The 22,146-nt window shown below is 39.6% G+C and carries 17 protein-coding genes; 1 reads left to right on the forward strand and 16 read right to left on the reverse strand.

Features of this window, described 5'->3' with window-relative positions; all coding sequences use genetic code 11:
• Positions 1-302 precede the first annotated feature (302 nt).
• From GRFL_RS04595 to GRFL_RS04605, 3 genes are all read right to left on the reverse strand, one after another.
• Entirely contained in the window at positions 303-929 is a 627-nt protein-coding gene (locus GRFL_RS04595) for a response regulator (RefSeq protein WP_083643504.1), read from the reverse strand.
• Positions 926-2,311: a tetratricopeptide repeat-containing sensor histidine kinase gene (locus GRFL_RS04600; RefSeq protein ID WP_139839264.1), complete on the reverse strand. Its 1,386-nt coding sequence runs from the start codon at positions 2,309-2,311 to the stop codon at positions 926-928. Before GRFL_RS04600 ends, GRFL_RS04595 begins: the two co-directional genes overlap by 4 nt.
• A gap of 384 nt (positions 2,312-2,695) precedes the next feature.
• Positions 2,696-3,229 (reverse strand): hypothetical protein, encoded by a 534-nt coding sequence (locus tag GRFL_RS04605; RefSeq protein WP_083643506.1) that lies wholly within the window; start codon positions 3,227-3,229, stop codon positions 2,696-2,698.
• A gap of 209 nt (positions 3,230-3,438) precedes the next feature.
• On the opposite strand from GRFL_RS04605, the gene GRFL_RS04610 reads away from it, so the two are divergent.
• Positions 3,439-4,290: a M57 family metalloprotease gene (locus GRFL_RS04610; RefSeq protein WP_083643507.1), complete on the forward strand. Its 852-nt coding sequence runs from the start codon at positions 3,439-3,441 to the stop codon at positions 4,288-4,290.
• Positions 4,291-4,395: 105 nt separating this feature from the next.
• On the opposite strand, the gene GRFL_RS04615 is transcribed toward GRFL_RS04610, so the two are convergent.
• The 13 genes from GRFL_RS04615 to GRFL_RS04675 all read right to left on the reverse strand — a co-directional run bounded on the left by GRFL_RS04615 (position 4,396) and on the right by GRFL_RS04675 (position 22,137).
• Positions 4,396-5,895, reverse strand: coding sequence for a glycoside hydrolase family 30 protein (locus GRFL_RS04615; protein WP_083643508.1), 1,500 nt, complete (start codon positions 5,893-5,895; stop codon positions 4,396-4,398).
• Between the two features lie 33 nt (positions 5,896-5,928).
• Positions 5,929-6,930, reverse strand: coding sequence for a LacI family DNA-binding transcriptional regulator (locus GRFL_RS04620; RefSeq protein ID WP_083643509.1), 1,002 nt, complete (start codon positions 6,928-6,930; stop codon positions 5,929-5,931).
• 9 nt (positions 6,931-6,939) lie between these two features.
• Positions 6,940-8,055: an ROK family protein gene (locus GRFL_RS04625; protein WP_083643510.1), complete on the reverse strand. Its 1,116-nt coding sequence runs from the start codon at positions 8,053-8,055 to the stop codon at positions 6,940-6,942.
• A 5-nt stretch (positions 8,056-8,060) separates the two neighbouring features.
• A complete protein-coding gene (locus GRFL_RS04630) occupies positions 8,061-9,665 on the reverse strand; it encodes a sulfatase family protein (protein ID WP_423738280.1) in 1,605 nt (534 codons plus the stop codon).
• 31 nt (positions 9,666-9,696) lie between these two features.
• Positions 9,697-10,992 carry a glycoside hydrolase 5 family protein gene (locus GRFL_RS04635; RefSeq protein WP_083643512.1) on the reverse strand — a complete coding sequence of 432 codons (1,296 nt, stop codon included), beginning with the start codon at positions 10,990-10,992 and terminating at the stop codon, positions 9,697-9,699.
• A 98-nt stretch (positions 10,993-11,090) separates the two neighbouring features.
• A complete protein-coding gene (locus GRFL_RS04640) occupies positions 11,091-12,725 on the reverse strand; it encodes a sodium:solute symporter (RefSeq protein ID WP_083643513.1) in 1,635 nt (544 codons plus the stop codon).
• A 7-nt stretch (positions 12,726-12,732) separates the two neighbouring features.
• The gene (locus GRFL_RS04645) at positions 12,733-14,283 is read right to left on the reverse strand and encodes a cellulase family glycosylhydrolase (RefSeq protein WP_083643514.1); all 1,551 of its coding nucleotides are present in this window, start codon (positions 14,281-14,283) and stop codon (positions 12,733-12,735) included.
• Positions 14,276-15,328 (reverse strand): glycoside hydrolase family 130 protein, encoded by a 1,053-nt coding sequence (locus GRFL_RS04650; RefSeq protein WP_083643515.1) that lies wholly within the window; start codon positions 15,326-15,328, stop codon positions 14,276-14,278. Before GRFL_RS04650 ends, GRFL_RS04645 begins: the two co-directional genes overlap by 8 nt.
• An 8-nt stretch (positions 15,329-15,336) precedes the next feature.
• Entirely contained in the window at positions 15,337-16,992 is a 1,656-nt protein-coding gene (locus GRFL_RS04655) for an RICIN domain-containing protein (protein ID WP_083643516.1), read from the reverse strand.
• 1 nt (position 16,993) lies between these two features.
• Positions 16,994-18,199, reverse strand: a complete 1,206-nt coding sequence (locus tag GRFL_RS04660; protein ID WP_083643517.1) for a glycoside hydrolase family 26 protein — start codon at positions 18,197-18,199, stop codon at positions 16,994-16,996.
• An 8-nt stretch (positions 18,200-18,207) separates the two neighbouring features.
• Positions 18,208-19,692: a cellulase family glycosylhydrolase gene (locus tag GRFL_RS04665; protein ID WP_083643518.1), complete on the reverse strand. Its 1,485-nt coding sequence runs from the start codon at positions 19,690-19,692 to the stop codon at positions 18,208-18,210.
• Complete coding sequence (locus tag GRFL_RS04670; protein ID WP_086047727.1) at positions 19,693-20,634, reverse strand: hypothetical protein; 942 nt, start codon at positions 20,632-20,634, stop codon at positions 19,693-19,695. It abuts the gene before it with no gap.
• A gap of 9 nt (positions 20,635-20,643) precedes the next feature.
• Positions 20,644-22,137 (reverse strand): RagB/SusD family nutrient uptake outer membrane protein, encoded by a 1,494-nt coding sequence (locus tag GRFL_RS04675; protein ID WP_083643519.1) that lies wholly within the window; start codon positions 22,135-22,137, stop codon positions 20,644-20,646.
• Between the last annotated feature and the right edge of the window lie 9 nt (positions 22,138-22,146).

Here is a 22,146-nt window from a genome sequence, read left to right on the forward strand (position 1 = left end):
TCACCACACTTTCCTGACGAATTCATTAGAATTTCAAATTAATCAATCCAGTCTTAAAGACAAATTAAGTACATGCAATCACTTGTAATAATCTTAGATTCATCTCTAGTAGATATTTCACCTTTTGGTTCAATCATTCGATAATTATGTTCACCTCGAACTCGAATCCTTTTAGAAAAGGTACTAGAATGGAATAAAGCAAAAAGAATAATTGGTATAAAGCGTTTCATGAATTCGAGAGTTTAATAGTTGTAATATATCCCCGAATCACAACGAAAAACATACCCTGCCAAGGGTAGATTTTAGAAATCGTACTTGTGCTGAAGCGCATACCTCAACAACTCACCGGAACCAGAGAGATCTAGCTTTCTCATCATATTTTTGCGGTGTGTTTCAACTGTGGTCTTCCCTATGAATAACTCATCGGCAATTTCCTGATTGATTTTCCCAACACCAATTAGCTTTAAGATCTCCAGCTCTCGTTTTGTAAGCAAGCCTTTCTCTCGTCGGCCTGATTTTAAATTTTCATCGTCTGGCACCTGAATGTTATGGTCAAAATAATTCTCTCCTTTGTGAATTGTCCGTATGGCGTATAACAACTCCTTCAGGCCTGCATTTTTTAGTATGTAACCCTTGGCTCCAGCATTTAGCATTTGCTTTACAGCCTCATCCTGGTCAAACATGGTAAAAGCCAAAACCTTAATTTCTGGATATTGTTCTGTTAAGGCTCTGGTTAATTGTATCCCATCCATTATTGGCATCCGAATATCTGTAATCACGAAATTGATCCTTTTATTTTTTGCCAATTCTAACAATTCTTTGCCGTTTGTCGCGAATCCCAGGAATTCAATATCCTCCTCATATTCAAAGAAAACTTTGATCCCGTCTATAAGCGAAGTATGATCTTCTGCAATGGCTAGTCTTATCATTGTATTGGAATATTAATAATAACTGTAGTTCCTTTTCCCGGAACCGATTCAATATCGACCGTTCCTTCCTGCAATTCCACCCTTTTTTGGATAGAGTGGATTCCCATGCCATCTTTTGGCTTGATCTGATTTCGTTCAAAACCTTTTCCATCGTCTTCCACCATTATATTTAAAGAATCGCCATGATGCGTCAGATAAATGATCGCACGACTTGCTTCTGCATGTTTTATAATATTGGTTACAAGCTCCTGAATGAATCGAAAGATCATGATTTCCAGGCTATTTTCCATCCGCTCATCCATACCGTGATCTTCCACCTCAATTATTAATTTACTGGAAGCAGACACCTTACTGGCAAAATTCATTATAGCCGGCACTAAACCTTCCTGTCCTTTCATACCGGCATTCTTTACATGGGCAATTTTTCTCACCTCCTGGTAGGCTTCATCGAGTAACTCATCAGTCTGTTTCATCAATCGATCTTCCTCCTCTTTCAGTCTGTCCTTTCTGACTTTTAAATTTTGAAAATGAAGTTTTAGTGTCGCCAATAAACTGCCCAGGTTGTCATGCAAATCGTTTGCTATACGCTGGCGTTCCTTTTCCTGACCTTCAATCATGGCATCCAATCCGGATAGCTGCTGATCTTTCAAAGACTTTTCCAGTCTCTCCTTTTCTATCTCATGATCTTTTACCAGCAATTTCTTTCTGGACTGGGCATTGCGGTAAGCGAGGTATGCAATCAGAAACAGCAATAGTAAAATTCCAGATAAAATCCAGAGAATGGTTTGATGCTGCTTGAGCTTTAAATTCTCATTCTCCTTTTTTTCTACCTGGTATTTAGTATTGACATCCAACAAGGCCTTATCCTGTTCTGCCTGGTTAATGCTGTCCCGATAGCTGTTTTCCAATTTGCGATAGCGAAGCGCATTTTCGTAATCCTGATTGAGCTCATAGGTCTCGGCCATATTTTTATATAAAAACTGGCGGGTACCCAATTCATACTGTCGCATCTCCAGGCTATCAGTTTTTTGATACCAGGCGATTGCAGCATCATAATCTCCAAGATTCCGATATAGTGATGCCTTATTATTAAAGATATAAGAGATATAATCTTCCAGATTTTCCTTTTGATATTGCTTTAAAGCTATATCGTAATGATAAAGGGCAGAATCTTTTTGTTTCAGTATTTCACCATATACCACACCCAGGTTATGATGGATTTTTGCGTCCATCAGGCTATCATTTATCCGTGAGTTTTGATCCAGTGCATTATTGAAAAATTTAATGGTTTTGTCCGGGTCTGAATTAATATAAATCTTACCTAGTTGCATATAGGCTTTTGATAGTAGCGCTGGATCTCCATTATCCTCTGCGTATTCCAAATATTCGTTTATATAAGGTTGCGGATCGAGATCCGGGTTGTTTAAGGCATTTAAGGATTCGGCGATTTTTAGATTAATAATAGCAACATTATTAAGACTATCCAGACTAGAGTATATTCTTTTAGCCTTTAAAAATTGATCTAGGCTTTCATCAGAACTATTGACATTAATTTGTATTTGTCCGAAAAGAAAATGAAACTGCGCCAGTTCGGTCCTGGATAATTTAGTGGTATCGATTTCTTGTAATAATAGCTCGGATTGCGAATAGTCCCCAACAGATACTAGACTGTCAACCGTAGATAAATCTGGCTGCTGTGAATAGCAAAAAGCAGCAAGTAACAAACTTGCTGCATTGAAAACAATATAACGAATAGATAATCTCAATTATCCTCCAACTAAAATTCCCCCTCCAGAAGTCTCCGGTTGAGCAAGTTCCAGGCCTTTCATGCAATTTGCCCGATAATAGGATGCAAAACTTTCTCCAACTGATTTCCCTAAATAAAACTGATAAAGCTCCTTATCCAAATAGGTTTTAAAACAATCAATAATGTTATCAGGATCTTGATCAGAGTGAAAAACAATAGTAAGCACCTGGGATGTATTTGCTTTTAAAACTGTAGATTTATTTCTGGTAGTCTTAATCTCACTAAAATCCAAACAATCAGGAAGCGAATTATCTGGTACCTCATTAGCATTTCTCGGAATTTGTCTATTTCCATTTACGATTAAAAACAACACAGGAAGCGTCATTTTATTTGGCACACCGTCGCTCACACTTGATTCATAGGATCCAACAATAGATAGAATCAATTTTCCTGGTTTTCTATCATTACTGAAGGGCGGCACCGCTAAAGCTATATCAAATTTAAAGCTAGAATTAAATTCAGTAAAAGAACCGAGAATCGGGTAAGAGTCCATAATCAAGTTTTAATTGGTTAGTGCCGTAATTTACAAATTTTCATTTGTTGGCAGCTAAAGTACTTACCATATCCATACCGAAGAATACCCAGTCAAGGGTATTTAAGGACGTTTTACGGTAATCCCGTAAAATCCTTACGGTCAATCAATTTGATTAAATAAGCAATGGAGGTAAATTGAGATCATTAATAACCCTAAACACCAATATTATGAATTTTAAAAAAATCAACTTCCTGCTTTTAGCAGTTATGTTTGTTTCACTATCATCATGTAATAAAGATGAAATGGACCAAATTCATGAAGAACCAACATCAGCTAAAAAACAAGTAAGAGAACTATCCGATACTGAATTACAAAAAATCAGTGATCTCCATTTAAATGCAAATGAAGTTAAATACGAATCTTTTACTTTACCAGGTGGTGAGAGTGAAATGCGTATTTTAATTGAAGGGGATATTGCCATGACACCTCAACAGCTCAAAGAAATGAAGCCACTTCGTATTGATTCAAAGCAATATCGCACATACAATCTTGTAAGCAGTCCCCGAACGATAAATGTTATTGGCTATACCGGTACAGGTTATGGTCAAAATTTATCTGCTAAACAAAGAAATGCTTTACAGGCAGCTGTTGCAAATTATAACTCCCTAAATATAGGATTGAACTTCACCCTGACGTTTGGAACAAACATTTCTCCTTATGATATTGTAGTATTTCAAGAACCGAATGGAGAAGCTGGTGGAGTAGCCGGTTTCCCGTCTAATGGAAACCCTTATAAATATGTACAAATTTTCTCTGGAATGGAAAATTATAGTACTGCAACAAATCAACACGTTATTACCCATGAAATTGGTCACACTCTTGGAATGAGACATACTGATTGGGATACTAGGGCCAGTTGTGGACAATCAGGTGAAGCAGCCGGTAATGATGGAGCTGTACATATTCCTGGCACTCCTTATGGATATGACTCCAATTCCATTATGCTTGCATGCTTTGGTGCAAATGAAGATGGAAACTTCGGATATTATGACACAGTTGCTTTTGACTACCTATATTAAAAATCACGCTTGAATATTTTTTGATCTATTAACCGTAAGCAAGCGTAAATGCCACCAGAAATGGTGGCATTTTTAATTGATATTTTTAAAAAGAAAATTTTTTATTTATTGGTTCCATACAAATGTACCGACAGATCCTGGTTCAAGAGGTACGTTTGCATATTCTCCCTTGTATTGAATCTTCACCGAGTGTTGATCGGAACTAGTATTTGAAACAATCAGCACGATATTGTTCTTCGGTGTTTCAAAAGCCACATTAGGCAATAGAGGGCTGCTCTGACTTTCCCATACTCTGTTAACCTTAGCTCTTTGTTCATCTTCATATAAATACACACTTGGATCGGTAGGTTGAGTCGTATGAATACGGGTGGACCCGGGTCTTACAAATTTGGACGCATGCGCAATTGTGTAGTAAGCCAGATTGCGGGAAACTGTATTCCCTGCAATGGTGAGGGCACCTTGGCACATGGAGCAACCGCCGTTATCGGTATGCGGATCGTTATTAGGATCTGCTGCAAGATTCCATAATATGACATTTCGGCTCCAGTTGTTCATTCCTTGAATAATGAGGCGATTAAAGGGATCTGTAATTCCTATAGTACTATTATTAGGTTTTTCAGTCACCATTTGTTCAGTAAAGAAAATATGTTTATCGGGACGTGCCCGGTGTACCATAGACATGGTTTCCATGTTGCCGCGATAATTGTGGAATGCAGAACCATAGACATATTTACTGGCCAAACTATCCTGCAATATACTTAAGGGGTAATCTGGTCGATCGGTATTATGATCAAAAATAATAATCTTCGTATCGAGCTGATACTCTTGAAATTTGGGGCCCAGATAATTTTTTATAAAACCCGCCTGCTCATACCAGTACCAAGACATGCTCGGAGTATTACGCGAATTCATCGGCTCATTCTGGATGGTAATCGAGTGTATAGGAATACCCTGCTTTTCCATTTCTAAGATATACTTCACAAAATAATCAGCATACACTTCATAATAGGTTTCTTTAAGCTTTCCACCGCGAATATTTTGATTGGTTTTCATCCATACTGGAGCTGACCAGGGTGATCCCATGATTTTTATATCTGGATTAATCGCTAAAATTTCTTTCATGACGGGTACCACATCCTGAAGATCCTGCCCCAGATTAAAGCTTTTTAACTCCGTATCGGTTTCACGGTTCTCCAGATCATCATAGGAGAAAGTGTAACTATTTAGGTCAGAAGAGCCAATGCTTAGCCTGATAAAGCTGATGCCAATATCATCATTATGCATTCCAAATAATTCTTGCAGGATGACTTTTCGTTTCTCCGGATTCATACCTATCAGCAATTCTGCGCTACCTCCGGTAAGGGCAAACCCAAATCCATCCACCTCTTGCATACGATGGACTGGATCCACGATTATTGCCGGATACCTTGGATTCGTTGACTTGGAGAATGGAATAATAGAATCTTGCGCTTGAAAAAGCATGCTTCGATCTTGGGTAGTAATCCAAGAATGGATTACTCGTTTTTGCTGAGCAAAGTGCAAGAAAGGAATAGCTAAGAAGCAAATAAGTACCAAATGGTACTTTATAGTTTTTTGTTTTTTCATGATATGTTTGTTATTGGGTTACAATTGCTTCAATTAACTTCTTATCGGTTTGGTAGAGCTGCGTTGAATAATTTCTGAATCCAATTGATAATTTATTTTCCCAGAGGGAAGCAGGCCATTTATTCTATCAAATAATGTTTGGACGGCGAGATTTCCTTGTTCTTCAGGTTTTAAATCAATGGTACTGAGTGCCGGCCAGAAAGACTGTCCTATTGAGCTGTTATGATAACTGATTACTGATACATCTTGTGGTATAGAAAACCCATTTTGTAAGATAAAGCTCATGACTTGAATCGCACAATGTTCACTGCAGGCCATAATGCCATCAATTGATTTTGCAAGCAGCATCTCTAAGAGTTCATCTTTTGGAAAATCACTATGGTACTCCATGATACGGGTAACCTGGCCTACTGACTTCAAAGCCTGTTTATAACCTGTTTTTCGTGTGGCACCTATCGTACCAGACAGAAAAATGATGTTTTTACATCCACTTTTTTGCATATTACTAATGGCGATTTCTGCTTTTAGTTCTTCATCGGTAGTAATGGAATCGCAGGCTATTTCATGCAAGGTTCTGTCCAGAGTGACAATAGGGATATGCAGAGATTTTAATTGTGTTAAGTGCTGAATACTCTTTGAATTAATGGTTTCGTGGGCAGGGGAAATAATCAGTCCGTCAATTTGGGTTTCTACCAGTTTCTGAATTCCTGTTCGCTCTAGGTCTAAAGATTCATGAGAAAGAAAAACCAGACTTTTGTAGCCTCTCTTCATTAATGCGGCTTCTATTCCTTCAAATGCACTGGAAAAGAAAGGATTGCTCATGGTGGGTAATACTATACCAATAGTTCCACTATTCCCGGCCTTCAAATTTCTAGCTGCAAAGTTGGGAATATAGTTATGAAGGGCAGCTGACCGTTTTACTTTCTCTACTGTAGCTTTACTGATTTCCGGACTATTGTTTAAAGCTTTGGAAATCGTACTGATGGATAGGTTCAGCGATTTCGATAATTCTTTCAAGGTTGTTTTCCGCTGCATAATCGTGAACTAAATAAAACGATTTAGTTGTAAGTCCTGAGTAAGAATATTCCTGGCAAAATGATACGCACCTAGTGCGGTGGCCTTATTGGTTCCTAATCTACTAAGCCCCAGGGGAATTTTCTTTTCTTCTATATATCCTACCTCTTTATTAAAGTGAGGAACCTTTGCTTTTCTAAAAGAGTTTTTAAGAAATTTTGTGCGTTCTACATTGTTATCGAAATTGTAGGCTGTAGAAACCAGGCGCGGAATTCTATTGCCATCTTTTGTTTCAATAGCACCATTCAAATGTCGGATAATGGTAGGAAGAATAATTTCAGAAGCTCCGGACAGACCTCCGCCAATAACTATTGGACAGTCCAACAGCGCGATCACATTAGCCAGGGCTTCCCCGATATTAATTCCGGTGTTCTCAAAGGATTTCCAAGCGGCTTTTTGATTTCCATCTTTGGTTTTTTTGGCTATGGCAAAAATATCCTCTGGTGATAGCTCTCGATGATCCCCACTGTAAGCAGCGTAATCAGATTTAATCGAACGCACACTAACGCCCTCCTCAACATAAACCTTCTGGTTTTGAAAATGCCTCATCAACCATATTTCACTGGAAGCCGAATTTTCACCGGTAATAAGCTGACCATTAATCACCAGCCCCCCGCCAAATCCTGTTCCCAGTGTGATACCAAATAAACTTTTATATGTTCTACGACTGTTGGTATTTTGAATTTCGGCATTCAACTCTGGAAGAAAACCTTTCATATATTCTCCATATGCAAAAAGATCGCCATCATTATTTATGAAGACTGGAATTTTAAATTGATTTTCAAGATAAGAACCAAGGGCAACCCCTCCCTTAAAACATGGTATATTAATCAAGTCTCCAATGACTCCTCCGAGGTAATCTGAAGGTCCGGGAAAGGCGAAGCTTATTGCGTCAGGTTGCTTACCGATCAAAGCAATTAGTTCGTAAAATCCTTCGGTAATTGTTTGTAGACAATTATCAAGATCACTTGAATCCGTTTCTTTAGTAACCGTCTGGGTTAGAAATAAATCATCCTGGATAGCCATAAAGGACAAATTAGTCCCTCCGGCATCCAACGTTAAAACAATAGGTGCTTCTTTATTCATAATTTTTAATTTTTTTCCTTGGTGATTGCACCAAAATCAGTGTCAGTAATCGTTTTAAAATTGGTCAAGGATTGATAATCCTGATAATGAATCATGTCTTTCTTCAATCGTTTTGTTAATCGTTCCATGACCTCATTATATGCAGGATCATTAGCCACATTGTGTAATTGATTAGGATCCTTATCGAGATCATAAAGTTCCCATTGATCCATATTATAATAGAAGTGAGCCAACGTATATTTCTGGGTTCGTATTCCGTAGTGAGGCTGGACATGATGCCAGTAAGGGAATTCGTAATAATGATAATACACGCTTTCCTTCCATTGAGATAAATCCTTTCCAAAAAGAATTGGTGCAAAGCTTTCTCCCTGAGTATCGGGATAATTCTGAATATCCGCCAGATCCAGTAAAGTTTCCGCAATATCGATATTTGCAATAAGCATTTTATTCACACTACCTTGTTGAATCTTTTCAGGATATCGAACCATAAAAGGCATTTTAATGGATTCATCATAAATAAATCGTTTATCGAAAAAACCATGATCTCCCAAATAAAAACCCTGATCGGAGGTAAGTATCACGATGGTATTATCCTGTAATTGATTTTCTTCCAAGTAGTTTAACACCTTCCCGATATTATCGTCCACCGATTTGACGCAGGCTAAATAATCCTTTATATAAGTTTGGTAACGCCATCTTTTACCTTCCTCCACATTCAGTGAGTCGGGTTTTACTACTTCGGAAGACCTTAACCCATAGAGCTTCCAAACCCTAAGCGACTCTCCTTCTAAATCAGGTGGTGGAGTAAGTTTTAAATCATTTCTAGTAAGATAATCTAGCGTCATTTCTGTATCCCCGGCTGTTAATTCTCTTCCTTTATAGGAATCATTGAAGCTTGCTGGATAGGGAAAATCTTGGTTCTCCCACAGACTGGAATACACTGTATCTCTCCGCCAGGGCCGATGGGGTGCCTTATACTGAAGCATCAGGAGAAATGGCTGGTTATCCGTTTTTACATTTTCCATCCAGTCCAACGCAAATTCAGTAGTTAGGTTCGTCGCATATCCCTTCTCTATCCGGTTTTCCCCATTCTCATTATAAACTGGATTCCAATAGGTTCCTTGTTGTACTACTGCATTGTGATAAGCATAGGTATCAAAACCCTTTGGTTTGGAACCTAAATGCCATTTACCGAACAAGGCCGTCTTGTAACCGTTCTTCTGAAATTCCTGAGGAAAGGTCCAAAGATCTGCATTAAACTTTCCTCCACTTTCGTTTTTATAGTATCCGTGTACATTACTGTAATTGCCTGTGAGGATCGAAGCTCTACTCGGACCACAGATAGCATTAGTCGATAACACGTTATAAAAAAGCATGCCTTCCTGAGCAATACGGTCAATATTAGGGGTAGGCGCCAATTCTTGGTAAATGCCTTTGTAGGCGCTAATGGCTTGTATGGTCAAATCATCTGCCATAATATAAAGGATATTTGGTCTATTTTGCTGATTTTTTTCAGACGCTGAATCCGTTTTTACCGGCTTGCAGGCAATACCTAATAAAAGCAGAAGTAATGTCCAGCACCTTTTGTGGGTCCTGGTTGGACATTTCAATTTCGAGTTGCTCAAGTTATTCATGGCATTTTTATTTCAAAGATTTATTTTGATCCAGTGCACTAAACTTTTCAGCAAACTCCCGGATGATTAACAGGGTCGTAATATCCTGATCGTATACAGAATACCAACCCTGGTATTCGTGCGGTGGATCTCCAATAAAATCTGCTCCAAGTTTCCATATCGCTTTTGGCTCTTCCGGTCGACCTTCTCCTCCCCAGGCCCAAAAATTCGCTCCTGCCATTTGTGGAAGGTTTTCAGAATAGTTTAATAGCGATTGAAAAATAAAGGCATAGTACCGATTGCGATACGTAACTTTGGAGGTATCACTATAACTATTCTGGTCTCTGGAAATTCCAAATTCCTCCAAAACCAGTGGTTTCTGTAATTTTTTGGCCGTATTGAGATGATCCAAAATATATTGCGAAGCCATTATAATTGCGGAACTGTAAGTTTTCTCTGCATTTAGTGGGTCATACCATCCCCAGTTTTGTACCCATAAATGAAAAGTGCAGTAATCGATTGACGCGTGATCATGATCTTTATAAAAATCCGTTCCGTTTTTGGCAGATGGGGTATTACCTTCGCTCCCAATAGATACCAAATGATTTGCATCTAATTCCTTGATCCGGTCAGCCGTTTCAAAAATCCATTTTCGATATAATTCCGGTTTATTGACCCCCTCCGGTTCATTCGCCAATTGCCAGGACATAATCGTAGGATCATTTTTATAAAGCAGGCCATTTTCAGAATTTTTTCTCTCCAGAATCAATTCCAGAAACTGCATGAACAATTGCTGTGCTTGTTCATTTTGATAAAATTGTGCAGCATATTCCTGATAAACTCTCCAATCTCCCAATGCTGCGGGTGGTGGAAAAGGAATTTCTTCCTCATCATTAGCCCAGGACACATATTGTGAAAACCCACCAGACCAGGGCCAAAAATTATTCAAACATACCACTGCAAGCATATCTCTTTTCTTCATTTCATTAAGAAGAAAATCAAGTCCCTGAAGCATGTCTTCATTTATCGTTCCCGGTCGGATCTGAACGGTCGGTTGCATACGCCAGGGAGCATTTATAGAACCTTCTGAAGCCGCCATAATTCGTAAGTTCTTCACTCCCAATTTGTCAAGTCGGTTTAATTCACGAATTAGTCTTTGCTCATCCGCCACGGCAAGGTTCATACCGTACCAGAAATTGGTGCCTAAATAGTGATAACTCTGCCCTTTTCTCACAAATTGTCCATCTTGTACCTGTACAAATTCTTGAGCACTTGCAGAAAAGCATAGGTATAGCAGGGTCAGTACGAAAAAGTATTGTTTCATAGATTAGTAATTATTCTTTAAAAGTGGTAATCTCTCTAAAGAGTTTTACCATAAAATTCGGGACTGGCTACGCGGGTTGGATCCTTAAGCAAGAATCTCTAAAAAAAAGCAGCATACATTCCGAAGCAGGCTAGAATCAAAACAACGACCTGAAACCTAAAATTTTTATACCACACAATTCCTTCTAATTCTTTGGATTCTTGTTTCCAAATATTTTTCGTCCAGGTATTTTCCATCACCTTGTCCTTCGGTGGTGGCTCGGTTAGTAGACTGACCACTATGGTAATTGTGGTACTGATAATCAGTAAGATTGGTGCTAATAGTAAAAAGTGCAACCCTAGTTCAATATGTAATAAATATTTCAGAAGCATGATACAGGCTGCCACCAGTAGACCTGAAAACAATCCGGTGATGGCACCTTTGCCGTTGGCTCGTTTCCAAAAAAGTCCTATAAAAAAGGTTCCTACGATGGGTGGTGCCAAATAGGAGACTATTTCCTGATAGTAGGCGATCAACGAATCGAATTCTCTTATATAAGGTGCCCAGATAACGGCTATGACTAATGTGATAACAGCGGTGACCTGGCCTACGAAAACCTTTTTTCGACTACTGGCATTTTTATCAATCTTACTGTAAAAATCCATGGTAAAAAGGGTAGAAACTGAACTCAAAGTGGCACTTAAGGTAGAAGTTAAGGCAGAAATCATCGCCGAAAGGATGATTCCTATTAGTCCAACTGGTAATAACTTAAGTATTAAGCGTGGATAAACCTGGTCAGTATTGATCCCATAGGTTTCTTTTAAAACACTTCCACTTATAATCTCATGCGGTAAGTTTTCCACTCCGAAAAGGTTCAGTCCCCTGGCAATCAATCCGGGAATGATAAAAATAAAGATTGTTAACAGGTATAAAAAACCAACTAGTAACACCCCCTTTCTGCCATGATCTACGGATTTAGCCGATAAAACTCTTTGCACCATTACCTGGTTATTCGCCCAGAAGTAAAAACCTAGGATGGGTATTCCTACCCACATTCCAAGCCAAGGAACAGTAGGATCGTCCAATGGCCGGGTCAGCCGGAGCCAGAATCCGTCATTAAATCGTTCGACAAAGGTTTCCCAGCCTCCAATATTGTTTAGTGCAAAAAAGAACAGTAAAGAAGAGCCTATTATTAAAATACCTGCCTGGATCATATCCGCATTGATAGCGGAGGATAGCCCTCCTATAATTGTGTAACTACCCGCTACCAGAGCCATTCCAATGATTATCCAAAATATTGGGGCATCCGGGAAAATCATTTTGATAATTAAGGCACCGGTATATAAGGTGGCAGCAGCATCCAGAAAAACATTTCCGATGATTGTAATAAATGAAAAATAGGTTCTAGATCTGCCATCAAACCGCCTCTCTAAAAATTCCGGCATTGTAAAAATACCTGATCGAATATAAAATGGTAAAAAGAAGGTAGCAAAGAAAGCCAGAACCAATACGGAGATCCAGTTATAATTGAATACCGCTATACCACTGATAAAGCCTTCCCCAGAATGGCCCATCAGAGTTGAACTCGAAACACTTGCAGCAAATAAAGATAAGCCTACCATTGGCCAGGTCAGATTTCTGCCAGCCAGGAAATAATCTTCGGAATTGGCACTCTTCCCATTCCTAAGCGCCCACCAAATAATAAAAACGATATAGGCAACTAAAACGAGAAAATCTATGACACTAAGACTCATATTGTTATTAATTAGTATAGGTGGTAAAAAGCATTACACTTTTGGCGGGAATAGTTAATGCTTCAGGCATTCTTATATTTCTCTTCAGCGCCACCGGAAAACCTTCGGAATCAACTGGCCTTTCCTTTTCTGAGTAAAGGTATTTTTGAAAGCGCTGGTCATTCATGCTAAAAGATTTTCCATCGATGGATAAACTTACCGGTTGCCCTGAGTTATTCACAAGGGTGAGTGTACAATCTCCCTTGGTTGATTTTCCGGCTACGGCTCTGACACCTTCAGGCAGCGATCCCTGAACATGTAGAATATTGAGATCGCCCTTGAAGTATTTGGTCATTAAGGACCAGGTATAAAACCAGGGTCGGATGGCTTCATCGGACTTATCACCAGTAAGCTCTTCTCCCAGGATATTCCACATCCCCCAACGCTTCAGCTGTGTGGTATCACCGGAATCACCATTAGTGTGCATCGCATCATCTAAACCCCAGGCAATGACCCCATCAAAACCGGCATTCAATGACTGCGCCATTACATCAGCCATATCTACACCGTAATCATAATCATACACTCTCATCTGGCTATCCGGACTGGCGTGCGGATCTTCCTCATACCTCGTAATATTTGGCTCTACATATTTTTCAAAGCCTACTTCTCCCAAAACGAACTGCTTGTGAGCCACACTATCTGCAAAACTGATTAGCTTCGTATATTCTTCCTGAAATTTTCCAGATCTTACTTTTTCAACCGTCGGATAATCATGGACATCGTAGGCTCCTAAAACATCGTTCAATTGAAGTACAGCCTGTTTCGGCCATTCCATTCCTTGATAGTCTGATTTTTCATTATTATAAGGTGTGGAGTCCGGTCCCATCACATCTACCTGATTAATACCATTCTTTTTAAACGCACTATCCAGCTTGGTAACAGCACTTTTCCACTCCTTCCAATTTCCGTCTACAGAGGACCAGTATCCATTTGGCTCATTAACAAGATTGAAATAACGAATGCAGGTATACCCTTTTTTATTGACCAGGTGATCAATATGCTCCACAATAATTGATATCCATTTAGAATCAGAGGCACCGCTAAATGCATTTTGCAGCTGTAATTCGGGATCATGAACCTTATATGGCTGTCCCCACTCCCCTAAAATCACCTTTATTTTATTCTTTTCGCAATAGTCTAGTAATTTGTAGAGGGCCTGCATTTCCTGATTGTCAAAATTGACTATTGGATTTCCATTATCGTTAATTCCTTCTAAGTATCTCCAGTTTGCCTGATCTAATACCCGAACTATTTTTGGCTGCATAAAATCCAGTCGTTTGAATACCTCTTGCCACTTTTGATCAGTCATAAGTAGTCCCCATTCGGCCTTGTCCGAATCTGCGTGTGGATAGGCGGACCATTCGACCCCGCCGCCGATAAAGTCATCAGATGGTGAAATAATCCTCTCGGGATGGAGTGTGAGCGAATCAAAGGTTTCACTATCCTTCTTCTGATCACATCCGAAGAGTAGCAAAAAAGTTCCTACAAAAAATATGGCTTTTAGTCTATCAGGCATTTTTTAAAGCATTTAATAAGGTACTAACCTCACAAGTGGCCAGGCCTACATATTTATCAGCAGCCCCATAGTAAATATATAAGATATCATCAATTATCATGTTGCCGGTTGGAAAAACACATCCTTTATAATATCCTTCCAGTTCGTAATCAAACTCTGGCTCCATAATAAAATCCGGGAGTCGATGAGTCACTATACGTGGATCCTGAAGATCCAGCAAGGCAGCTCCGACTCTGTAATACCCTTTTCCCCCATTTTCCACACCATGATAAATAATCAGCCAACCATCCTTTGTACGAAGGGGTGGCGTGCTTCCACCAATCTTTTCCTCCCAAGTACCTGCGATGCCTGAAAGCAATAGGTGGCTATCGTGCTCCCATACCATGAGATCGTCTGAAAAGGTGATCCAAATTGATGGATGTTCACATCCGTAGGCAGGCCCAACCCAGGATTTTGGCCGATGTAACATGGCATACTTACCATTGATTTTCTCTGGAAAAATGATTACATCCCTGTCATCAAGGTGCGGCTTGGTAATTCTTCCTAACCTTCGGAAATTTCGAAAATCCTTCGTCAAAGCCAATCCTGAATTAGCGATATTGAATTTGAGAACAGAAGGAGCATCCTCACTGACATCCGGAAGCCGAATTTCATCGTGTCCAAAATTCCAGTACTGACCGGGGGGATAAGGTCGGTAGGCATAGGTAATATAAAATTCATCGCTAAATTTTACGATTCGCGGATCTTCTACAGCTCCCATATCTGGACCGTTGTCACTTGGTGAAAAAACAGGTTTATCAGAAACTCGTGTAAAATCTTTTCCATTGGTACTGGAAGCCAAACCAAAACGAATTACATGTTCCTGATCGTTTCCTGCTGCCCGATACAACATGTAGAATTTTCCATCTTCATACCATACACCGGGATTACAGGTTACCAGTGATTCCCAGTCATTTTTTGGGTTCGGGCTCAATACTGGATTGCCTTCATACTTTTTAAGGGTAATTGAAATTTTCTTTAAAGTAGGCTTTTTCAGTTCATTCATTTTAATTGCTAGTTTACTGGAATTAATTGCCATTGTTGATTATTCTTCTCATTGACTTCCCATTGCTGGATGTTCAAACCATTATCATTAGCATTCACCCCGTTGGCTACATCTAATGCTTTCCCACTATTTCTGTTAATTAGCTGGTAGGTTCCGTTTGAAAGTTGATTTATTTGCCATTGCTGGTTTGTTTTACCTTCATATTCCCATTGCCCGACATTTGCGCCATCGCTAATATCAAATCCTAGGACATCAAGTGCTTTATAACTGTTTTGCGCGATGATGCTGTAATACCCATTTCCAACGGCCGTAATCTGCCACTGCTGATTGCTTTGAGATAGGTATTCCCATTGTTGTACGTTAGCACCATTGGAAGTCGCAGTAACACCTCCCTCCACATCCAAAACTTTCCCGGTACCAACGGATTTTATCTGGTATATTTCACCGGAGACCAAAGCGCTATTAGCGTTGGGGTCCACTAAATTTGGAAAATCATTATAAAAATTATTGGTGGCGTTAGCAATTTCACTGAAGTACCCATACCCATCATTTTCATGTGGATTTTTCCAGGCACAAACACCTGCGTATCCATTCCAGTAGGATTGCTTGTAATAATTGCTCAGGGTAATATTCCAGTTGTTAGCATTATTCATTGTATTCGCATCGATATTATATCCTGGAGTCTCTCCTATAAGGGCAGGTTTGCTCCCGTTGTCTAGCCAATAACCGATAGAGGTATCAAATGGGCCATCAGATGACTGCCACTGATACCAATGTGGTGACCAAAAATCAAGGGAGGCATTACTATTTGCAAATTGCGCCTGGAGCGATGCATCACTATAATTATTGCCCGCATACTGATTCCATCCCGCATAACGGTTACTATTAAAAATGATCCACATTGATCCAACTGTAACCGGTTTCTCACTATGCTCATTAATTGATGCCGCCATCATGGCAATAAATCGAACAACATTGTCTTTAGGCAAATTCCCGCAATTGGCATCTCTCCACATATGTTCCGGTTCATTGCAAATATCATATCCCATTATGATCGGCTCATCTTCATATCTGGCTAAAAATGGTTCAAGAAAATATTCGGTATACCATTGTGTTTTATTTTGATCATTAATGATTTGGCGGTACTGGTCATAGTTAGAACTATTGGAGTCTTTGACCATATCAAAAGACCAGAAGGTTGGCATGAGGTAGACCCCTTTACTTTTGGCAATTGCAACTAACTGATCCATATCGGTCCAGAATTGGGGACTCGCACCGGTAACCAAGCCGTCGCCATTTAGCGATGGACTGTAGTTTCCTGCTCCATGTATCCAAACTCTGGCCAGATTGATATGATTTTGTCTATAGCGTTCAAACTCCGCTTCCCACCAGCTATAATCAAAATTTCTTCCCAGAAAATCCAAACTATAATCGCTTTGAGGCTGCCAGGCAGTATTCACACCGTTGAAGAATATTTCCTGTCCATTAACATAGAACTTAGAGCCTGCAATACTAACCTGCTGAGGGCTTATGGTTATGTTGTAGGGCTGAACATAATTCTGCTCCTTTAATACTTCGTCTTGAGTACAACCGAGTGATATAAACAATATCAATATCGATATATAAAATTTTATTTTATTAAATAGTAGTCTAGTGGTCATCATTTTATTCTACTTTTATATTATTAGGCATGACGTACATATTCCGTAAATCATTACTGAATAGTATATGGGACATTTCGTAAAAATCGATGAAATTATCCACTGTGGCTTCTCCTTCAAATGGTGCGAAATAATGATGGCCGGTATTGGCAGGATCATATTTATTTCTCCATAATACCACCATCGATATTTCTTTTCCAGTCAGCGGTATGCCAATTTCCCTGGTCCAGTATTCAGCAATTGGAGAACCGTCTCCATGACGAATTCCTTCTACCCCTGTTTCTGTTACGCCACACGGTTTCATTTTCTCCTGAGATAGCAGAGAAAGGTTTCGTAAATTGGTACTAAAAGCAGCAGTATTGGTCCCATGGTAACTGTCCAAGCCTATAAAATCCACGTATTCATCTCCAGGCCAACGATATAAATAGCTCTCTTTCGAACCTGCCTGATCCAGTTGTGGCGAAATCGCGTAAATAAAATTATGAACGTTGTTTTCCTGCAGATACTCCACAGTAAATTTCCAGAGATTGATAAATTCGTTTTGGGTGGTCGCACTGCTTCCCCACCAGGACCAAGCCTGAGTATGTTCATGAAATGGCCTAAAAATTATAGGGATTAGTTTGCCATTGGAATCCCGAAGATTATTGGTGAAATCAATTAATTTATCCAGCCACCCAAGATAGGTGACCTGTGTCATACTTCCGTCTGATAGAATTTCCTTTGCTACTTGATTGGAGCTATTATCCCAGGAATCACCTCCGGTAAGAGGATTATTTAAGTGCATATTAGCAATGATCACTTCGCCTCTTTTACGGGCTTCTTTAATAGCTCTTAAACGATCATCATTTAAATCAGAATTTGTGCTCCGGTCATCCATAATTTCTGCCAGATCCACGCTAAACACAGCCGGGTAGTCGCCCGTGACATCTTTGATATCAGAGCGACCGCTTTCCGCATACCAGTTTCGCCCATAAATCAGGTCATCATGATGACCAAACATGGTTCCCTCCTGCTGAGTAACCCATAGATTGGCATACAAAGCCTTGGTCTGGTCAGTAGCATTTCCATCCGCGAGTTTCAGGTTACTATCTTGGCCAATCTCTTCATCAGTTTCAACTTCTTCAGTGACTTCTGGTGAGTCGTTAGAACAACTGACCATTGCGATAAAAAACATGATCGCTACCCATTTTCTGTTGAATATCAATTTCATAATCAAATTTATTTTAAGGTGGTTAAAACGGTCAGGGAACCTGGCTTTAAACTCATATGTTCTATACCGCTTTCATTAATTTTCAGGTAGCCGTCAGCCAATAATTCGTGGTCGCCACTGGTTTGAAGATTACCCTTTGCATAGGTGAATTTTTGAAATTTCCCGCTGGTCTGAATGTTTTTTGTACTTAGCTGAACATCTTTATCTTCATCGGCAATATTCAGTAAGGCAATGGTGTAGGCGTTGCCATATCGTAGCGCTACCGCTTTAATTTCTTTATCCCCAGTATTGCCCATTTTCAGTACTCGGCTACCGGAAGGCATATATTTCGTAAGAAGAGACCAGGCATAAAACCAAGGTCTTACGGATTCTTCTGACTCTCCAAAATATTCCTCTCCCAGAATGTTCCAAAAACCCCAAACCTTTAGTTTTTCTGGACTCTCTTTAGAATGCATAGCATCATCTAACATCCAAACCACACAGCCTGAATAGCCGGCATTGATCGTCTGGAAAAGCGCATCAGCCATATCAATTCCATAACTATGATCATAAACATACATTTGAGAATCTTCCACGGAGGCATAAGGCTTTGAAGCCGCTCGACGAAGATTTTCCTTTTGATAAATAGAATCTTCATCTTCGACAAACTTGAACCCAATTTCTCCCATAATCATTGGTACGTTTGCGGGAGCTGCTTTTCTATACTCTTTAATGATTTTCTCATATTCCCCTGAATTCACAGTAATTTTGGAAGGATAGGTATGGATATCAAACAAGCCTATTGCCCCTTTCAAATCTTTGGCACTTCTAGAAACCCAATCGGTTTTATCTGCTGTCCAGATAGCGATATCTGGAGCCATAATCTGAACTTTGTTAACTAATTTGAGGCGTTCAAGACTTTGTTGGAAGTAAACGGCGGCATCTCTCCAGAGCTCATAATTACCATCTGCGGCAGACCAGAAACCATTCGGTTCATTAATAAGATTATAATACTTAATGCAGGAGTAGCCTTGTTCGTTCACCAAGAAATCCAGGTATTCAGCTGCAAATTCCAAATTTTCTTTATTGATCAAGTTGGCACTGCTATCTACCATTCCTCCACCCCAATCTCCAAAGGTTACAGAGACTTTCCTGGATTGACAGTAATCCAGAATGGGTTTTAGATTGCTCAAGTTTTTTTGAGGGTCTAGTTTACCATTGTTTAAGGAGCTTGTGGTATTTATCATTACCCTAATTACCTGAGGTCTCATAAAATCCAGGCGATCATATAACTTCTTCCAGTCCTGATCATCTATTTCAAGGGTTACCGCTCCATAATCCAATTGGTAAGGATCCCATTGAACACCATTTCCCAAATACTTATTAGGCATCAAACTGTTTCCGTTAATGGATACAGTCGCACGCGTTTGTGCAATGCAACTGTTTCCATAAAAGGCTAAAATCAAAAATGTAAGAATGATAAGGCCCGGTAAGCTGTTATGCTCTCTCTGCATCTATTCTATTTTTGTGACATCGATCCAATATCTTCTCGGATTCTTAACGAACTTGTCATAATCCGAGTAAATATTATCCCAGTCATCGGTTCCGTTAAGATCAAAGGCGAATGCCATATTCTCAATAGTTTTGCTTAATCCATTACCGAGGTCCTCGGTTCCTGCTGATTCAAATGTACCGGTGGTGGTATGTCCATCGGAAAAGGTAAAAGTGATAGTCCCTGTGTTATAATTTCGCTCCCACTCGGCCGTCCCGGTCGGTATTTTTCTATAAAAATTTGTAACATCTGTTACAGGATCACCTATGAATTGAAAATCTGCATAGAGACCATCTTCGCCAGCATAATTGATCACGGTTCCATAGGTGTTTCCTTCTTCGGTGATTCCTCCCAGCTCAAATTCCAGGTAATTATCCAATTCAGCCTCCGGTCCGCCGTCTTCAGGCCATATCCATGGTTTAGAGGTTAAATCTAGCACTCCTCCTCCTCCATATTCTGGTCCTGTTCCTCCAAATAGTATGAGATTGTCTATAGAGTATTTTCCGAGCAAAGTCTCGGTAAAGGAATTAACTTTAATAGTGTATTCCCGCGTTTTTCCATTTTGGGAAGTGACCACTAAATTTGCCGTATTTCCATCATTTTCAAAATTTAAAGATTCCCCCTCATTTATATTGGATTGCGCTCCATAAGAAAGCACCAGTTCTTGGAGGCTAATTGCGCTTAAATCATCGACGGCATCGGCATTGATAGACAATTCTATTAGGCCATTTTCTTCATCTATGCGGTCGATTTCAGCCTGACCTACCTGATTTTGGAAAGTAATTGATAAAATGCTTCTTTCATTATTCCATTGTCCATTTTCAATATCCTCCCAGGGATCGTCCTGACAGGCCTGAAAAGAAATTCCGATGATCAGTATGATACAATATGTTAGTCTTTTCATAATCATTTTTTATAAGTTGGGATTCAAATCAATTTCTCTCTGTGGAAGTGGATAAAAGTTTACCTCATCACTGGACAGTCCGGATGCCTCTGCCACGGTTTCGTTGAGAATATTAAATCTTCTCAAATCATAAAGGCGATTTCCTTCCCAGGCTAACTCCCATTTCCTTTCTTCCAGAATCGCGGTGCGAAATTCCTGAATTCCCAAGCCGGGTTCCAAGTTTCCGAGACCCGCTCTGTTTCTGATGTAATTCACATATTCATAAGATTTTGCCGTAGGCCCTGAAGCTTCTGCATATACCAGGGCAATGTCTGAAAATCGTAATAGAAAGGGCTTGACACTGGTTTTATCTCCAATGAAATTGGGATCTACGTATTTTCTAGAAAAAGGATAAGGAATGGCACCAGGATATGTTGCGGAAACTTCGCCCTGTGAATTATATACCGTATCGACAATTAGCAGGTTTTTTCTAAGATCCGCATCTTCAAACCCATTGTAGAAATCCGTCGGGGTGTTGAAAACGCTCCAACCATCATGCGATGGAGTATAAGATCCGTTAGGATTCTGAAGGTAAATCGTCGCCCCATCTATATAAGGGATGAACAATTTTGAAATCTTGGAATAATCTCCTTCGATATCTCCACTTCGATCCATGGAAAGGAGAAAAATATTCTCTCTCCCCAATGGCATCTCCACATCATAGATATTTAAAAGATCGTCCTCAAATCCATAAATTGCCTGTCCTTCCAGAACTTCCAGCGCCGTCTCAGCGGCCAAATCATACATCTCCCCGACATTTTTGTTCATCTCATTATATAAAGAAACATTGTGATCCTTTGCCGAGGCTATTTGCAAATATACCTTCGATAAAAGCGCTTGTGCAGCTACTTGATCAGCCCTCCCTAATCGTTGATTAACCTCTAAAAGCTCAATAGCCTTCTGGCAATCGGCAATGATTAGATCATAAACCTGATCCAAATTTTCAGATAAAGGCGCGCCAGTTTGATCAAGAGTCTCAACCAAGCCTTCATGAATTGGTACATTTCCAAATGCCCGAACTAGATTAAAATAATTCCAAGCTCTTAAGAAATAAGCTTCACCAAGTATTTGATTTTGAAATTCTTCCTCATAATCGGCATCTGGAATATTTTCCAGAATTGCATTGGACCGATTAATGGCGATGTAGGCATATTTGAAAAAATTCGTGAGAATATTGTTATTATTAAATGTAGATACTTGCCATTTATCTAAGTTCTGCACATCGATTCCTTCATCATTTTTTGGAAAGGTTTCCTCTGTAGGTAAATCTCCCAAAAAGAATATTGACCGTGAGTATTCCAGATACGTTAGTGCATCATAAGCGTAATCCACAGCTGCATTAGCATCACCTTCAGTTTGGTAAAAGTTTTCTTCAGAATAAAACCCATAAGGTTCTTCCTTAAGATCGCAGGCTATCACACCTAAAAAAAGCAAAGTGATTCCCGCTATTTTTATCTTATTCATAATTGATAT

The organism is Christiangramia flava JLT2011 (genome assembly GCF_001951155.1).
Classification (GTDB): Bacteria; Bacteroidota; Bacteroidia; order Flavobacteriales; family Flavobacteriaceae; genus Christiangramia; species Christiangramia flava.

Bases quoted from the DNA above. Each gene is read 5' to 3' on its own strand.
- GRFL_RS04595 (WP_083643504.1), bottom strand. From the start codon at position 929: ATGATAAGACTAGCCATTGCAGAAGATCATACTTCGCTTATAGACGGG.
- GRFL_RS04605 (WP_083643506.1), bottom strand. From the start codon at position 3,229: ATGGACTCTTACCCGATTCTCGGTTCTTTTACTGAATTTAATTCTAGC.
- GRFL_RS04610 (WP_083643507.1), top strand. From the start codon at position 3,439: ATGAATTTTAAAAAAATCAACTTCCTGCTTTTAGCAGTTATGTTTGTT.
- GRFL_RS04615 (WP_083643508.1), bottom strand. From the start codon at position 5,895: ATGAAAAAACAAAAAACTATAAAGTACCATTTGGTACTTATTTGCTTC.
- GRFL_RS04620 (WP_083643509.1), bottom strand. From the start codon at position 6,930: ATGCAGCGGAAAACAACCTTGAAAGAATTATCGAAATCGCTGAACCTA.
- GRFL_RS04625 (WP_083643510.1), bottom strand. From the start codon at position 8,055: ATGAATAAAGAAGCACCTATTGTTTTAACGTTGGATGCCGGAGGGACT.
- GRFL_RS04635 (WP_083643512.1), bottom strand. From the start codon at position 10,992: ATGAAACAATACTTTTTCGTACTGACCCTGCTATACCTATGCTTTTCT.
- GRFL_RS04640 (WP_083643513.1), bottom strand. From the start codon at position 12,725: ATGAGTCTTAGTGTCATAGATTTTCTCGTTTTAGTTGCCTATATCGTT.
- GRFL_RS04645 (WP_083643514.1), bottom strand. From the start codon at position 14,283: ATGCCTGATAGACTAAAAGCCATATTTTTTGTAGGAACTTTTTTGCTA.
- GRFL_RS04650 (WP_083643515.1), bottom strand. From the start codon at position 15,328: ATGAATGAACTGAAAAAGCCTACTTTAAAGAAAATTTCAATTACCCTT.
- GRFL_RS04655 (WP_083643516.1), bottom strand. From the start codon at position 16,992: ATGATGACCACTAGACTACTATTTAATAAAATAAAATTTTATATATCG.
- GRFL_RS04660 (WP_083643517.1), bottom strand. From the start codon at position 18,199: ATGAAATTGATATTCAACAGAAAATGGGTAGCGATCATGTTTTTTATC.
- GRFL_RS04665 (WP_083643518.1), bottom strand. From the start codon at position 19,692: ATGCAGAGAGAGCATAACAGCTTACCGGGCCTTATCATTCTTACATTT.
- GRFL_RS04670 (WP_086047727.1), bottom strand. From the start codon at position 20,634: ATGAAAAGACTAACATATTGTATCATACTGATCATCGGAATTTCTTTT.
- GRFL_RS04675 (WP_083643519.1), bottom strand. From the start codon at position 22,137: ATGAATAAGATAAAAATAGCGGGAATCACTTTGCTTTTTTTAGGTGTG.